This window comes from Paenibacillus sp. J22P15, assembly GCF_056269345.1.
In genome coordinates this window covers 462,834-478,799 of the sequence record NZ_JBWDNT010000001.1, presented here as the reverse complement: position 1 = coordinate 478,799, position 15,966 = coordinate 462,834, and the positions used below count along the sequence as shown (strand labels likewise).

General features: G+C 42.6%; 14 protein-coding genes and 1 pseudogene. 3 read left to right on the top strand and 12 right to left on the bottom strand.

Features of this window, described 5'->3' with window-relative positions; genetic code table 11:
* Window positions 1-147: 147 nt before the first annotated feature.
* Together AC0YN6_RS02255 and AC0YN6_RS02250 are read right to left on the bottom strand one after the other, a co-directional pair.
* Window positions 148-717, bottom strand: a complete 570-nt coding sequence (locus AC0YN6_RS02255) for a hypothetical protein (protein WP_475744796.1) — start codon at window positions 715-717, stop codon at window positions 148-150.
* Window positions 718-1,306: 589 nt separating this feature from the next.
* Entirely contained in the window at window positions 1,307-3,529 is a 2,223-nt protein-coding gene (locus tag AC0YN6_RS02250; protein WP_475744794.1) for an MMPL family transporter, read from the bottom strand.
* Between the two features lie 133 nt (window positions 3,530-3,662).
* On the opposite strand from AC0YN6_RS02250, the gene AC0YN6_RS02245 reads away from it, so the two are divergent.
* The 3 genes from AC0YN6_RS02245 (at window position 3,663) to AC0YN6_RS02235 (ending at window position 5,137) form a co-directional block, all read left to right on the top strand.
* Window positions 3,663-4,289, top strand: coding sequence for a TetR/AcrR family transcriptional regulator (locus AC0YN6_RS02245; RefSeq protein ID WP_475744792.1), 627 nt, complete (start codon window positions 3,663-3,665; stop codon window positions 4,287-4,289).
* A 14-nt stretch (window positions 4,290-4,303) separates the two neighbouring features.
* Complete coding sequence (locus AC0YN6_RS02240) at window positions 4,304-4,597, top strand: DUF3817 domain-containing protein (protein WP_475744790.1); 294 nt, start codon at window positions 4,304-4,306, stop codon at window positions 4,595-4,597.
* A 183-nt stretch (window positions 4,598-4,780) separates the two neighbouring features.
* Entirely contained in the window at window positions 4,781-5,137 is a 357-nt protein-coding gene (locus tag AC0YN6_RS02235) for a VOC family protein (protein ID WP_475744788.1), read from the top strand.
* A 13-nt stretch (window positions 5,138-5,150) separates the two neighbouring features.
* Here AC0YN6_RS02235 and AC0YN6_RS02230 read toward each other — a convergent pair.
* From AC0YN6_RS02230 to AC0YN6_RS02185, 10 genes and pseudogenes are all read right to left on the bottom strand, one after another.
* Window positions 5,151-5,419 (bottom strand): annotated as a pseudogene (locus AC0YN6_RS02230) (hypothetical protein).
* 4 nt (window positions 5,420-5,423) lie between these two features.
* Complete coding sequence (locus AC0YN6_RS02225) at window positions 5,424-5,948, bottom strand: GrpB family protein (RefSeq protein WP_475744786.1); 525 nt, start codon at window positions 5,946-5,948, stop codon at window positions 5,424-5,426.
* A 91-nt stretch (window positions 5,949-6,039) separates the two neighbouring features.
* Window positions 6,040-7,764 carry an assimilatory sulfite reductase (NADPH) hemoprotein subunit gene (gene cysI / locus AC0YN6_RS02220; RefSeq protein ID WP_475744784.1) on the bottom strand — a complete coding sequence of 575 codons (1,725 nt, stop codon included), beginning with the start codon at window positions 7,762-7,764 and terminating at the stop codon, window positions 6,040-6,042.
* 56 nt (window positions 7,765-7,820) lie between these two features.
* Window positions 7,821-9,683 carry an assimilatory sulfite reductase (NADPH) flavoprotein subunit gene (locus AC0YN6_RS02215; RefSeq protein WP_475744783.1) on the bottom strand — a complete coding sequence of 621 codons (1,863 nt, stop codon included), beginning with the start codon at window positions 9,681-9,683 and terminating at the stop codon, window positions 7,821-7,823.
* A gap of 395 nt (window positions 9,684-10,078) precedes the next feature.
* Window positions 10,079-10,867, bottom strand: coding sequence for an undecaprenyl-diphosphate phosphatase (gene bacA / locus AC0YN6_RS02210; protein ID WP_475744782.1), 789 nt, complete (start codon window positions 10,865-10,867; stop codon window positions 10,079-10,081).
* Between the two features lie 52 nt (window positions 10,868-10,919).
* A complete protein-coding gene (locus AC0YN6_RS02205; RefSeq protein ID WP_475744780.1) occupies window positions 10,920-12,233 on the bottom strand; it encodes a hemolysin family protein in 1,314 nt (437 codons plus the stop codon).
* Window positions 12,234-12,264: 31 nt separating this feature from the next.
* On the bottom strand, window positions 12,265-12,624 hold the full coding sequence (locus tag AC0YN6_RS02200) for a Lin0512 family protein (protein WP_475744778.1): 360 nt from the start codon (window positions 12,622-12,624) through the stop codon (window positions 12,265-12,267).
* Between the two features lie 47 nt (window positions 12,625-12,671).
* The gene (locus AC0YN6_RS02195; protein ID WP_475744776.1) at window positions 12,672-13,820 is read right to left on the bottom strand and encodes a DUF3900 domain-containing protein; all 1,149 of its coding nucleotides are present in this window, start codon (window positions 13,818-13,820) and stop codon (window positions 12,672-12,674) included.
* A 197-nt stretch (window positions 13,821-14,017) separates the two neighbouring features.
* The gene (locus AC0YN6_RS02190; protein ID WP_475744774.1) at window positions 14,018-15,112 is read right to left on the bottom strand and encodes a nitric oxide synthase oxygenase; all 1,095 of its coding nucleotides are present in this window, start codon (window positions 15,110-15,112) and stop codon (window positions 14,018-14,020) included.
* Window positions 15,112-15,954: an EcsC family protein gene (locus tag AC0YN6_RS02185; RefSeq protein ID WP_475744773.1), complete on the bottom strand. Its 843-nt coding sequence runs from the start codon at window positions 15,952-15,954 to the stop codon at window positions 15,112-15,114. The genes AC0YN6_RS02190 and AC0YN6_RS02185 overlap by 1 nt, the downstream gene beginning before the upstream one ends.
* Window positions 15,955-15,966: the final 12 nt, after the last annotated feature.

The window sequence follows — 15,966 nt, the reverse complement described above, 5'->3', positions numbered from 1 at the left end:
CGTAATTTCAACTTAAAGGTGTTTTGATTTGTCTCACGTTATGGGGTCAGTTCCAGAAAATGAAATGGCTTGTTTGTAGGGCCTTTTTTGTATGCTACGTTTAACTTTTCAATATTGGGATTCCGTCGAATCGCTAGTCATTACATTTTAACGTTTATCACTTCGATTCGAAGTTTTCGAAGTTTTAGAAGTTTGGGAAAAACTACTTGGGGTACTACTTATTGGTGATGGGAATCTAGCTGCTTCAAAGTGTGTTGCAGACGGAATGAAAACGATACTACCATTGACGGTACTCTCGACATGGACATCCACCTCTTCTCCAGCTTTTAACTGAAGGATAGCAGAAACACTCACCGTATTACCAATTACGTTAGCAAGTGTTGAACCCCAAAAATCGTTATCAAAAACTTCAATTGAGCCGTTTACCCGGATAGCTATAAGCACTCTATAATCTTGGGGCATATCGGGTGACTCCACGAGATCAGAAAAAAATATGACACTTGCAATAACCGAATAGACTCCGTCCTGCTTTGGAATGAATTTAGAAAAGGTGGGTGAAATAGGATCATTATCATATTCATTGTTTAAATCAAATATTTCATCTGGATATAGTACTGGAGCTACAGGATTATTTGCAGTAACAGGTTGATTAGCTGTATTGTTGACAGCCCTAAAGGCTGAACAAATAGTTGGACAAGGAATAGGTCTTACACCCATAATGAACACATCCTTTCTATGAGATATAGCCAGCAGAACGCGAAAAACGTACGCTAACAATTGTGTTGCACAATGATTCGATCATAATGGACTAACCAGCTTAACGTACGAACCCCGCGTTTTGTTGGCCGGACCCCTATAAGAGCAATTCTTTAACGACAATTAATCATATGAAGTATCGACTTATGGAGTGTGGGCTAACTAAGTGTTTAGGATTATTTCGGTCTATACCTTGAATTTTGGAGTGCTACAAACTTGAATCGTAGAATTGCTTCGATTAACAGGCTGAGTTTCAGGAAAGCGACTACTTTAAAGCAAAGGCGAAGGAACGTTATAAAATCGAAGCGAAGAACAGTGAACTAAAACAACGACACGGGTACGATGTAGCGTCGTCCTCGGGTTTATTAGGGATGCAGCTGGCGCCTTCACCTCTACTGGGTAATTGACCCTTGTCCCCATTAAAAAACACCTCCAAGTTGTACAAGTATTTTACAACACTCGTAATTTCAACTTAAAGGTGTTTTGATTTGTCTCACGTTATGGGGTCAGTTCCAGCCAAAGCAACGATTGAAACAGCTTTTATTTTTTGTTAACCTTTTGAGGTTTGCTTTGGCTCCTCAATGAGCTCAACTTTAGCTGGCCAGAAAGCTTTCTTCCCAAGCAAGGTTGTAATCGCAGGTACGAGGAATGGACGAACGATAAATGTATCCATTAATACTCCAATTGCAGTGATCAGTCCAAACTGGACAAGCACTTGAATGGGTAGAGATGCAAGCACCGCGAACGTTGCTGCAAGGATAAGTCCCGCAGATGTAATGACACCGCCTGTTTCACTAACACCTTCTTTGATCGCTTTCTTCAAAGGCATCGTTTTACGTTTTTGCCAAATGCTCGAAATCATGAATATATTATAATCTTCACCGAGCGCAATGAGGAAAACGAATGCATACAACGGTATCGCACCTTGGATAGCATCAACCCCCATAATGTAATGCAGGATAATCCAGCCTAGTCCCAGTGCTGCGGCATATGACAACAATACAGTACCCACTAGATATAGCGTTGCTGTAATCGATCTTAGATAAGCTAGCAACAAAATCATAATAAGTCCGATAACTAATGGGATGATTACATTATTATCGCGATCCGTTAACACCTTCGAATCATATTGTGTTGCTGTCTGTCCGCCAATCCAAACCTTCTGAGCTGCATCTTCCACGTTTGCATTATTAAGTGCCGTTTCAGTCGCTTTATGAAGTAATGGGATGGTATCCATTGCTTCTTGTGAGTACGGATTCGTATTCAAGATAACGGAATAGGATAGTAAATTCGGATCGACTGCGCTTTGCTGTGCTTCCTTAACATGATCCACCAGAGGTATGCCAGCCAGCTTCTCAGCTAAGTCTGTTGTTTTGCCATCCGTTTGAGCTACGACTGTAATCGGAGCTAAATCCCCAGGTGTAAACGTTTTGGAAATGACTTCAAAACCTTCTCTTGATGGCATATCTTTAGGGAAAGATGACAATAAATCATATGTGAATTTAATATGGCTTGAGAAGCTGGCTAAGATACCTAGAATCAGCACTGACGAGATGACAACCATCCAAGGTTTTGCGATGACTAAACTGCCAATTTTCGAACCAAGCTTCTTCTCAGGATTTGGTCTGTGATAGGTTTTACCTTTCTTACTTGCCCGTGCCTGCTCCATCGATTCTGTGCGCGGTATAAAGGGAAAGAAGGAAGCTCTTCCGATGATGGAAAGTAATGCAGGAACTAATGTTAAGCTCGCAATCCCCATAATAAGAATGGACAAGCTGAATGGGACAGCGAAACGATCATATGCACCATACTTAGCTGCAAGCAACGCCAGCAATGACAACACGACGGTAAAGCCGCTCATTGCAATCGCTCCTGAAGCATCTTTAAATGAACGTTTCAGAGCTTTCATTTTGTCGCTTTCACGAGTGAGCTCTTGACGGAAATGCGAGATAAAGAATAAACAATAATCCGTTCCTGCTCCAAATAGAAGAACTGTCATTATTGATATGGCTTGTGCATCCACTGTAATCCAGTCTTCACCAGCCATCCAACCCAGCAATGGACTTGTTACGGCATAAGCAAAACCTACTCCGACAAGTGGTATAATTGCGAGTATTGGCGAACGATAGATGATAAGTAATAAAATCAATACGATAAGTACTGTTGCGATCAGCAGCGATACGTCTGCTCCTTTAAACAAGTCAGTAGCATCTACCGAAATTCCGACCGGTCCGCTTACTCGAACACTTAATTCAGCAGCATCGTTAACGGGGACGGTAAAAGGATCTTTTCCAGAAGCCTCTTCGATAATCGCTTTGATCGCCTCAATATTTTCTTTCAAAACTTCAGTTTCAGTATGCTCTCCGAATGAAATTGGCTGAACGAGTGTCGTTCCATCCTCGGATGCAAATTTTTGCAATGCAGGGAGAGGCATTTGATGCAGTGGTACTACCTCTCCTTGCTCTTCTAAAGGCTTATCGACCAATTTTTGAGTTGTTAATTGAATTAGAGCAAAATCCTCTTCCGTTAAGCCGCCCTCACGATGCCAGACGACTAATGCCGGTATTCCAGATGAACTTGGGAACTTTTCTTTTATTAACTGATCTGCAATAACGGATGGACTGTCCACTTCAAGGTTTGGAGCATTGCTCTCTTCATTGTCGCCCACGGCAGGAAGAAATACAGTAAGAAGTGCAGCTAATAGCACCCATACTACGACAGTTATCCATCTTGTACGCGGTCCGGCGATCATTCCAGCTAATTTTTCGATCATTTGCCATATCCTCCATTTCACATACTCACGTATATAGTTTAAAATTAACTCAAGTTATGGATTAATTATATATACCCGAAGGTTAATTAATCAACTTATATTTTTAACAACTTTATGAATGGAGGGCAAGTCGATGAGCGATGAGCAAATAAAACGCAAACCAGGCCGGCCCAAGGGCACGGGTTCAGATCAGACGATGCAGCAAATTTTGCGTACGGCTGCTTTTCTTTTTATGGAGCAAGGTTTCGAAAAAGTGTCATTAGAGAGTGTCGCACAGGCTTGCGGAATTACCAAAGCCAGCGTTTATTATTATTTTAATAATAAAAGTGTGTTGTTTACGCAATCCCTGCAATTTGTACTAAAAATGGCTTATGATCAAACCGCAAAATTCATCCATGGTACAGGATCACTCAAAGAAAGACTGCAAATGGTAGCTGTGCGTCACATGAACAATGCTCATGTTGAATTTGAGACGATGATGCGTGAAGCTTCAAGCGGGTTATCGGAGGAGCAAGTCACACAAATACGGGCAAGTGAGCAAGCGATCCACGAATTAGTTGCGACTGTTTTTCAGAAAGCGATGGATGAAGATGAGATCGTCAAGGGCGATTCTCTGCTGCTTGCACATGTATTTACGGCAATGCTGACGGTGCGAAATCGCAAAGAAATCATTAATTCTGAAAAAACAGTGGAACAAGCTGCGTCCGAAATCGTAGAACTACTATGGGCTGGCTTAGAACCACGCTCGAAATCACATTAACTGGAGGTTTTCAAATGCTTAAAACCGCAATAGGACGACTGCGGGTGGTTGGTTTCATTGAAGGATTATCTTTCATACTATTGTTGTTCATAGCTATGCCCCTCAAATATTGGGCCGATATTCCAGAGCCTGTAACCGTCATTGGCGGGCTGCATGGATTATTATTTGTACTTTATATTCTTGCTGTATTTCATGTATGGATCAAACACCGCTGGTCGTTTTTCAAGGCAGCAGTTGCTTTTATTGCATCCTTTGTCCCGTTCGGCACCTTTGTACTCGATAAGAAGCTGCTGCGTGATCAAGAATAGTTATATTAACCCGATGAGAGGCGATTCCGAGAATGTCGGAATGCCTCTTTATTTCTAGATTGTATACCAGCTGCCAATAAGCTAACAACACAATTTGGACACCGAGCGGACACAGAATCCGTTATTTATGATTACACCATCTCTAATTATGGTAAAATACTCATAAAAAGGAGAGTGATTTACATGAGTATTATTTCGAATAAAGTTGGTGCTATCTTTATACCCGTTAGAGATATTGAAAAAGCACGTGAATGGTACTGTTCATTACTAGAAATTGAGCCTACATATGATATTATTGCAGGGCATTTATGCTGTATCCCAATAGATAACAACGGTCAAAATATTGTTTTAGACAGTAAGATTTTCACCGAAGACTCTTATGCGCGAACACCGATGTTTCATTTCAATACAGATGATATCAATATCGCTTTTCAATTTATGAATGAACGAGGAATTGAGATCATTACCGGCATTGAACATGGACACTTTTTTAATTTTAAAGATCCCGATGGAAACATGCTGATGATTTGTAAATGTTAAAACCATATATACATCACGTTATATCAATCCAAAATCTTCTAATCGTATTCCCGTTTTCCTCAACAAATTCTGATTCAAAAATTCCACCATTTTTTAAAATTGTTTTTTCTGAGCCCATGTTCCCTTTATCACATACAACGAGATTTCATTAAACTCTTCAGGATCTTTTTCAATTACCCACGGAACCATATCCTCCCCACTTGTGATCCAATCCTCATAAAAAGATATATACTCCGTTCGGTATTTGATGGAAGGTTTAATTAAACGAACTGTATTTGGCATAATCTTACCTCTCTTTAAGTTGAATTTTTCTCGCAGCTTCAATAACCGACTGAATAAACGGAGCTTTTAAATTAGTATATGTCGTTCTATCATCAGTATATAGCCTCGCCAGTTCTTCTTTTAACTCAGAATATTGGCGGGTTGTTTCCGGATGCTCCCTCAAAAAATTACGAAATAACAGGTTGCTTATCCATTCATCACTGCATACCTCATATACATGCAGATGATGAGTCCCCTTTCTCCATTCACCTTTCCTAAAGAAACGTCGAGTTGGAAAATCATCCTTTGGAACATATTCATATCCGATAAGTTCTAGCGGTTCAATGAACAAATCTGCCTGTCTAAGTGCTTTGACCCCAAGTGCAATATCAATGATTGGTTTAGCGGATAGTCCCTTAATAGAGGTACTGCCGATATGTTCAATAATAACAGCTTTATCACTCAAAGCTGCCTGAATTTTTTCTTTTTCGTGCTCAAATTGTTCTACCCATTCTGGATTATATTCCTCTAACGTTACTTCATAAATCAACCTCATTACCTCCAATATATCAATTAAAAAGTTAACAAAAAAGAAGACCAAATTCTGGTCTTCTTTCACTTATTCATAGAAAATATTGAGATCAGTTATGAAACTCCTGACCGTCATTAACGGCCTTCACATAACCAGCCCGGATAACAAAATCTCCGAAGTGCTCACCAGTTTCCCGTTCTTTGGCATACTGGTTAATAATCGGTTTTAATGTATCAATAATCTCGGTTTCGTCGATATTTTCACGGTATATTTTGTTTAGACGCTCTCCAGCAAAGCCCGCGCCCATATACATATTATATTTGCCGACTGATTTGCCGATAAATGAGATCTCTCCAAGTGCCGGTCTTGCGCAGCCGTTCGGGCAGCCCGTCATCCGAATATTAATCTCCTTATCACGTAAACCAGCTTCATTAATAATTGGCTCAAGCTTGTCGATCAGAGAAGGCAGGTAACGTTCCGCTTCTGCCATTGCAAGTCCGCATGTCGGCAAAGAAACACAGGATAATGAGCTTCTGCGCAAAGCAGAATGATGCGCACCGTCTGTCAGTCCGTATTGCTCTGCTATTTCAGTAATTTTGCGTTTTTTCTGACTGCTTACATTACCAATGATAAGATTCTGATTCGGCGTAATACGGAAGTCGCCTGTATGAACCTTAGCAATTTCACGCAAACCAGTCATCAGCTCGTAATTTTCTTGGTCCTCAATACGTCCGCTCTGGATATACAACGTCAAATTCCATTTGCCGTTGCTGCCCTTCAACCAGCCATAACGATCCCCGTTATTTTCGAATTGATAAGCGCGTACCGGTTCGAGCTGCCAGCCAAGCCGATTTTGAAGCTCAGTTTTGAACCATTCAATACCATGACGATCAATCGTATATTTAAACCGTGCGTTCTTGCGAATTGAGCGGTTTCCATAATCCCGTTGAATCATTACGGTCTTCTCTGCCAATGCGACAATACGCTCTGGCGGGCAGAAGCCGATAACTTTACCAAGCTGAGGATAGGTTGTTGTATCACCGTGCGACATACCCATACCGCCGCCCACTGAAATGTTAAAGCCTTTCAGCTTCCCATCTTCAATAACCGCAATGTATCCGATATCTTGGGAAAAAACATCTACATCGTTATATGGTGGGATAGCAAAGCCGATCTTAAACTTACGTGGCAAGTACACAGGTCCATAAATAGGCTCAACTTCTGTACCTTCTTGTGTACCGTCAACTACCTTCTCACCGTCCAACCAGATCTCATGATAAGCTTTAGTACGCGGAGCCAGATGGTCGTTAACCTGACGTGCCCAGTAGCTTACTTCCTCATGAAGATCGGATTGAAAAGGATTCGGGCTGCACATTACGTTACGATTCACGTCACCGCAAGCTGCTAGTGTAGTCATCAGCTCACTATTTATTTTTTGAAGTGTCGGCTTTAGATTCCATTTCAAAATGCCGTGCATTTGAAATGTTTGACGTGTCGTCAAACGCAATGTTCCGTTGCCATACTTATGCGCTAATCCATCCATTGCAAGCCATTGTTCAGAGCTTGCTACACCGCTTGGCAGAACTACCCGGATCATGAATTGGAACGCAGGCTCTAACTTCTGCTTTTCACGCTCGTTACGCAAATCCCTGTCATCCTGCATATAACTCCCATGAAATTTCAACAACCGATTGTCATCCTCAGGCAAACCGCCTGTAATCGGATTGTTCATCGTTTCAACTAGTGCGCCGCGCAGGTAGTTGCTATTAATCTTAATATGCTCAACCTCGCTTGGCGGACCACCGATCGGTTTAACCAATTGCTCTTTCGCCATTGTTGCTATCTCCTCTCGCAATCATTCACGTACTCATGTTGTTTTATTACGATCTATTAATACACGTCGCGTTGATAACGCTGCTGATCCTGCATATCATTCAAATAAGCTGCTGCTTGCTCTGCACTGAGTCCGCCTTCTTGTTCAATGATGGTCAACAAGGCGTTGTGCACATCATGAGCCATATGCTTCTCGTCGCCGCAAATATAAACATATGCGCCAGCTTGAAGCCATTCGAATAATTCACGGCCCTTCTGAAGCAAACGATGCTGTACATAAACCTTCTCATCCGTATCACGGGAGAATGCTACATCGAGCTTAGTTAGGACACCATCCTTAAGCATTCTCTGCCAATCGGTTTGGTACAAGAAATCTGTAACAAAATGACGATCGCCATAAAATAGCCACGCTTTACCTTCTGCACCAAGCTCATCGCGTTCCTCAAGGAATGCACGGAATGGAGCCACGCCTGTACCCGGACCAATCATAATAACTGGAGTATCGGAATCAGCAGGCAGTTTGAAATTCGGATTTTGTTGAATGTAGATCGGAAGGGTGTCTCCCGGTTGTACACGCTCAGCACAATGAACGGAGCATACACCATAACGATCACGACCATGCGCTTCATAACGTACAGCTCTCACTGTAAGATGAACCTCATCCTCATTCGCTTTGAAACTGCTGGCAATCGAATAAAGTCGCGCTGGCAGCTTCCGCAAAATAGCTACGAACTCGGCAGCTGTTCCTCTCCAAGGTCCAAAATCATGTACTAAATCAAGCAGATCACGTCCGTTGATATAGTTTCGAAGCTCTTGCTCTTGTCCTGGCGCTAATAGCTCACGCAAGCCTGTGCTAGAAGATAACTCTGCTGCTTGCGTCAACAAAGGTTTCGTTAATGATGTAATCTCATAATGCTTTAGAAGCGCATCTTGCAATGAGCCCTGCTCGCCGTTCTTATTGATCGGAACGATTTCATCAGCTTTCCAGCCCATATGCGTAATGATTGCTTTTACTAGATCTGGATGATTTTCCGGATAAATACCGAGACTATCACCCGGTTCATATTGTAAATTAGAGCCTTCAAGAGACAGTTCCAAATGTCTTGTTTCCCGATCAGAACCGCGGCCGTTCAAATTAATATTCGCAAGCACTTCCGCCTTAAACGGATTGTTACGCGAATAGACAGATTGTTCAGCTACTGTATCGTTGCTTGATTCTGTTACAACAGCGGATACTGTCGATCCAGCATTCAATCGTTCATTCAATGAACTGATAACTTGTGCCGACCAGCCGGCAACTGACTCATCATAATCAAGATCACAATCCACACGCGGACTAAGACGCTGTGCGCCTAGCTCTTCGAGACGTTGGTCAAAATCCTTGCCTGTTTGACAGAAGAATTCATACGAAGTGTCTCCTAATGCCAAAACGGAAAAACGAAGACTTTCTAACTGTGGCGCTCTCTTGCTATAAAGGAATTCATGGAAGCTCCGCGCATTATCCGGCGGTTCCCCTTCACCATGAGTACTTACAACCAAAATCAAGTTTTCAACTTTTTTCAAATTGTTAGTTTTGAATTTATTCATTGGAGCTAGTGTTACTTGCAGCCCCTGTTCTTCCAGCTTACGAGATAAGCCTGTTGCAACCCGTTGGCAATTGCCGGTCTGGGATCCAAACAGTACAGTAACCTCTCGTGAAACGGATGGCTGGCTGCTTATGGAGACGGTCTCCGCCACAGCTGCCCCTTCGGAAATAGCTTGCACACTGGACCCAACTGCTGCGGGTACCGCTGATGCTTGACGAGCGAACAAATAGCCTGTAAGCCAAATTTGCTGAGATTCCGTTAGCGACGGCAAAAGGCGATTCAGAAGTTCAACTTGCTCTTGATTAAAAGGACTGTTCGTTACCTGAAGTTGCAACAATATCCACCTCTCATAAACATAAAATCAATTTTTTATTTTTAATAGTCAGTTAAAATAATAGTGCTTCAGAAGGACTTCAATAATAATTAACCTAACATAATTAGACAAATCCTTCAACGATCAATTCTAATACTTAAATTTACATTTTCAAGCAAAAGATCGTTTTTAACCCACAAAACAAAGAAATCAGGGCAATTTGCCCTGATTTCCTCAGCTATATTAGAAAAAGTGATCGTTTGGATATAAATTAATGATAGTTCATCCAAGCCTAATTTCCCTATCTTTTCCTATCTATGTATGCAGTTGAAAATCATTCTCGACGTTCATGTCGAAAACCATTGTTCTTTTTCCAAAAACAGGTTAATGGCACATCCACGGTAACACCTATCATTTTATAAAATAATAAAATAAAAAAGTGCTGCTAACGCAAAACGATAGTAAGCAAACCATGAAAGCTTAATTTTTTTCATCATATTGATAAACGTTACAACCGCAATCATCGCTACGATAAATGCAGCGATAAAGCCAATCAAAAATAAAGGCAAATCCGCCATCGACAGAAACTCACGGCTTTTGATCAAGTCGATTCCGCTTGCTCCTGCCATGATCGGCACGGAAACTAGGAAAGTAAACTCTGCTGCCGCCTTCTGGCTCGTACCGAATAACATACCGCCTGAGATCGTTGACCCCGAACGTGAGAAGCCTGGCCATAATGCAAGAACCTGAAAACATCCGATGGCAAAAGCCTGCTTATACGAGATATCGTCAAGCTCCTCTGCAATAGGCTTCTTTTTCACCCGATCAGCGATAATCATCAAGATCCCGCCTGCAATTAATCCAATTAGCACCGTCTCTGGTCTAAACAAATATTGTTTAATCAACGAATGCAGCAAAACCGCGAATACACCGGCAGGAAGCATCGCTAGAAAAATATGTAATGCATTTAAGCCTGAGTTTTTGCCTATTTTAAAATTAAGTAAACTTGCAAATCGCTGTCGGTACAACACAAGGACAGCCAGCACCGCACCAAACTGTATGACTACCTCAAAGGTTTTTGCCCGATCCCCCGTGAAATTTAGCAGCTCTGCTGTTAAGATCAAGTGACCTGTAGATGATACAGGTAAAAACTCGGTAAGCCCTTCTACGATACCCATAATAATCGCATTAATCAAATCGCCCAACGTCCAATCTCCTCCTTGAATTAGACTGATTTCTTATTTGCTTTATACAATTCTATGCATGTCCGTACGTGCCCATCTCATTTTCGATCAAATCCGTAATAATTTCAATTTTTCGGATACGATTATCGTCACGCTCCCGAATAATGAACGTCATATTATCATAGATCCATGGCTCTCCAACGGGCAGCTCCGGCTTCTGATTAAACAGCCAGCCTCCTATTGAATCAACCTCTTCACTAACTAGATCCGTTCCAGCTATTTCGTTCCAATCGCTAATTAGTGCTTTTCCGTTCACCAAGTAGCGCTGCTGCTCAATCATTTCAATTTCTTTCACTTCATCCTCATCAAACTCATCACGAATTTCCCCGACGATTTCTTCTATAATGTCTTCAATCGTAATTAGCCCTGCTGTTCCTCCATATTCATCTAACAAAATTGTAATATGGACGCGTTCCTGCTGCATTTTTCGAAGCAGCTTATTGATCGGCATCACTTCTGGAACCGACATGACGGGCTGCAGCAGTGAATTGAATGAAATGTCCCGATCTGTATCATAACGCAGAAAAAATTGTTTTGTATTGAGGATACCAATGATGTTATCCTTGCTTCCTTTGGCAACTGGAAATCTTGTGTATTGTTCCTTCTTTATAATTTCCAGATTCTCTTCGCGAGACTGATCGACATACAAACAGATCATATCCGTCCGAGGCACCATAATCTCCCTAGCAAGCCGTTCATCAAAGGCAAATATCCGGTTCACATAGCCATACTCGCTTTTATTGATCTTACCGCTCTCATAGCTCTCTGACAAAATAATGCGGATTTCTTCCTCGGAATGAGCTTCATGCTCACTTGCAGGCTTCAAACCCAGCATCCTTACCAAAAAATTCGCAGAACCATTAAGCAGCCAAATGAACGGGTACATGACCTTATAGAAAACAATGATAATCGGAGCTGTCAATTGGCTGACTTCTTCCGATTTAATGATCGCTAATGTTTTTGGAGCAAGCTCCCCAAGTACGACATGCATGTAGGTCACGATGATAAATGAAATGACAAACGACAGAACAGAGCTTAGCTCGCCTTCAATATGGAAACGATCGAATAACGGGTGCAAAATGAGTTCAACCGTTGGCTCACCTATCCATCCGAGTCCTAGCGCAGTTATCGTAATGCCCAGCTGGCAAGCCGATAAATAACCGTCCAGCTTATTCGTAACCTGTTCTACAGCTTTAGCGTTTTTCATGCCTTCCGCGACCATTTGATTAACCCTGCTTGAACGCATACGAATAATAGCAAACTCCGTCGCGACAAAGAAAGCGGTAAATACAAGTAATAACACGAATATTGCTAGCTTTAAAACCATCGTCTTCTCCCTTTATGCAAGTGGGATGCTTCTAGTAGCCTACTTCAACCGATGCATTCACGATATATATCAAATCGTTCTTATCATCTTTATCAGGCAGCACTACACCGCTGGTCGTCAACATACCGCCATCCATCAGTTCAACAGTCACTTGGCCATAAGGCAGCACTGCTTTCACCTGCTCAACATCAAGAAGCTCATGATCACAAGGAAGCGCAAGTCTAACCCGCACCTTCATGTTATCGAGCGTTCCGCCTGGCAGTACTGACCGCAGTCCCGGCATCGAGTTATGGTGAATCGCATTTTGTACCGCACGCACCGATGCCTTTGTAATATTTTGACCGTGAAGATCGCATCCCATGCCTATTTCTATAAAAAATAAGTTGTCCACTTAAATATCCTCTCCTTCAAAGTTAGATTTCATACCTGTTCGCTCTCTTACCATGGAACATCATCATTAGATCCTGTCCCCTCGCCTTGCGGCGTATAGCTGTACCCAGAATCTGCATCTTCAGCAGGCTGTTTGCTTCCGATACGAGGCATAACGTCTACCAGATCAAGCGGCTGTACAAGCTCCACCGGGGACATGCCTTTATCGAATTGAAAGGAATCCCCTTCAATAACGACTACGTAACGGCCATTATGCTTGGCAAAATGAATGCTGTCGCCAAAGTCTGCGAGCAGCCCCTTCACTGTAACACCGCCAAGTTTAAACGTAAACGGCAAATCAGGCTTTTGCTCAACTAAAGCTGCTGCCGCAACTTCTACCTGCTCAGGCGTCCACCACTCCTGAAGTTCACGCTTTTCGCTTGCCGCCCATAACTCAACTGCATTCTCTTCCTCTCGGCGTTCAGAGCTTTCATCCTCCTGCCACTTATCCGCTATATATTGATGGACCATTTCTACTACCTGCTCACCCATTACCTCAGGCAAAGGTTTCTCATACGATACGTATTTCAAGAAATCCTCATAGTAACGGGCATGTGAAGCCTGATGTATTTTCAGCTCCCAGTGCTCAAGCATACCTTCCTCTGGCATATGCGGATATTGAATCGATTTGATGCTTCGGGAGGAGATTGCCATCTCTACTTGCGAGATCAGGTTTTTCTCATCAGAAATCCGAGCAATCTTCGGTTCAAAATCACATTTTAGCAAAAATAAAAAAGGTTCATCAAAAAAAGTATTTAGCGTAGAGAGCGCAATGATAAACGCACCGCCCCTTACTGCGCTCGTATCCATATAGATCCGAACGAGCTCATCAGCGATGCCGACAAAGCGCTCCTTTGAATCCGCGTCGCGCAGTCGCTGAAATAAATTATAGTTCTGATTGCTGCCGAGCTCATAACCAGGCTCGACCATAAACCGACCAACTTTGGTAGGCGCTCCTGCGGAGTTTGGATTGCGCTCTACTTTTCTTTTGACAATTCGTTTGAACTCATCATCCAAAAACCTCTGGATTTCACTATCCTCGTAGGTGTCTTCTTCTAATGTTTGATAATGCTTAAAACGTTTACCTGATGAAGTCGCACTTTCTTCACCATCGGTATGAATAACGAAAAAGGATAAATATTTCATATTAAAATCCACGTTTATAATTCCTCCAAGCAAGCTGTTGTCATCTCTTTAGAATAGCATATCTCGCCCCTTCGCGACATCAGCTGAGAGAACCTACCTTGAATGACAGGAGCTTTGGATTTTTGTTCTCGATGACATAATGTTCATATAAAAAAAGAATGGTTAGCCCATCTCATGAACTTACCATCCTCTATTTTTGCAACTAAATTTTAGTATGGTGCAGCCTGTGCACGGTAAGCAGGCGTTAGTTCCGTATCATCAAAGCTGCGATGCCAAATGCCCGTTGAGGCCGGGGACATAGGAGGAATAAGCCAAGACCAGCGCCCGGTCACTGCTCTACCCTGTTCCTGCTCCTGCTTCTCAAAACGTAGAAATTGCTCAGATGCCGTATGATGATCAACGATACTGACACCCTGCTTCTTGAACGAATGGAGCACAGCTATATTAAGCTCCGTTAAAGCACGGTCCTTCCATAAGGAAGTATTCGTCGACATGTCAAATTGAAAAAGCTTCGCTACATTAGGCAGCTGATTATAGCGACTCGTGTCCGATAGGTTTCTCGCTCCAATTTCTGTTCCCATATACCAGCCGTTAAATGGTGCAGCCTTGTAGGAGATTCCGCCGATTTCGAGCTCCATGTCCGAAATAAACGGGACCGCATACCACCTAAGACCGAGCTGTTCGAATTCCTCATTCTCAGGATGCGATAATATTACCTCGAGCACATTCTCCTTAGGCAGCGCAAACCACTTAGGCGATTGCTCGCCCTTCTGAATGACCAGAGGCAAAATATCGAATTTCGTTCCTTCACCCCTCCAGCCTAGCTTTTGACATTCATCCGTAAAGGCAGTTGAGGCTGAATCACCCATAATTTCTTCACCATAGCGATAGCCAGCATAACGCACGAGCTGATGATTCCAAATTCTAATGTGGTTTGATTCATGTTCAGCCGGAAAGATTGTAATCGCAGGCCTAATCCGCCCCCCATTTGTTGCATAGCTCATATGCTGGAATATCCGATTAGCCGCATCATGCTCATCCTCTGCATCGCGCGCGTCAAATACTTCAAGCGTCTGCCAAAATAAACGACCGATACAACGGTTATTATTACGCCACGCCATCTTCGCACCATGCCTCAGTTCCTCATAGGTATGCGTGTAATAGCCCGTCTCATCTATTTGTTTCTGAACTTCAATGATTCTGCGCTTGGCTTCCTCTTCACTCTTTCCCAGTTCATAATAGGCTTCTCCTAGGAAAGCAATTGCTTGCTCGGCGATAATATTTCTTATGCTGCTAGTCGTCATTATGCTTTCGCCTCTTTTTCCTCCAGCTTTATCATTACTCTGCGTTTTCTATAGAGCATTGCTGCAGCATCTGCAACATCGTTCATCATACCCCGGTTTATAAAAGCACCAAATAGCATTCCTGCTATTGGAATCATTTGAAACAGCTTCTTCCAGCCAAAATTATCACGATAGACAGCTACAACCTCACGCCATCCCTGCAATTGCGAAAGCATTTGTTTGCTGCGACCCGCTTGGTCATACGCGCTTAGTTCCTCCAGTATCGCTCTTTTTCCAACGATATCCGATGAAGCAAATTGCATCACCTTGACGGCAAATACACGCTCTTCCTTGCTCTTCGGATCGAAACCATAACAAACCGCGATTTCCTGAATGATCTTTAGAGACAAACCAAGAATTGCCGGTATATCGATCGCTAAGGTGAAAATACCGCCTATTCCCGTCGTTGCCCCTTGCAGAGTTGCCATCGTAGAACGGCTAGATGCTAATTGCTCAGCAGTAATCTTCATAATGGAAAGCGGCATCGCTGCCACTTGATCCATTGTTACTTCCGGATCATCTACAAGAAACACCTCTCCTTGGACAGCATTTCGCTGCAAGCGCTCAGTAACTGAACGTTCCGAAATAAGATATTTGCCGCCATGTTGAATATAGCTGCCTATTTCATCCACAGCTACCCCGATTTTCTCTTGAATAAACTTTGGCGTTATTTTGTCGAGCAGCATAAACGGCAGACGGCCTAGCTTCTCCCAAAAAAATATATCCTTCTGGTCTTTCTCCCATTTCTCTATCTCAAGTAAAGCATCGTTTAATGATTGATGCGTATCCATTACTGTTGACATCGTAGCGCACTC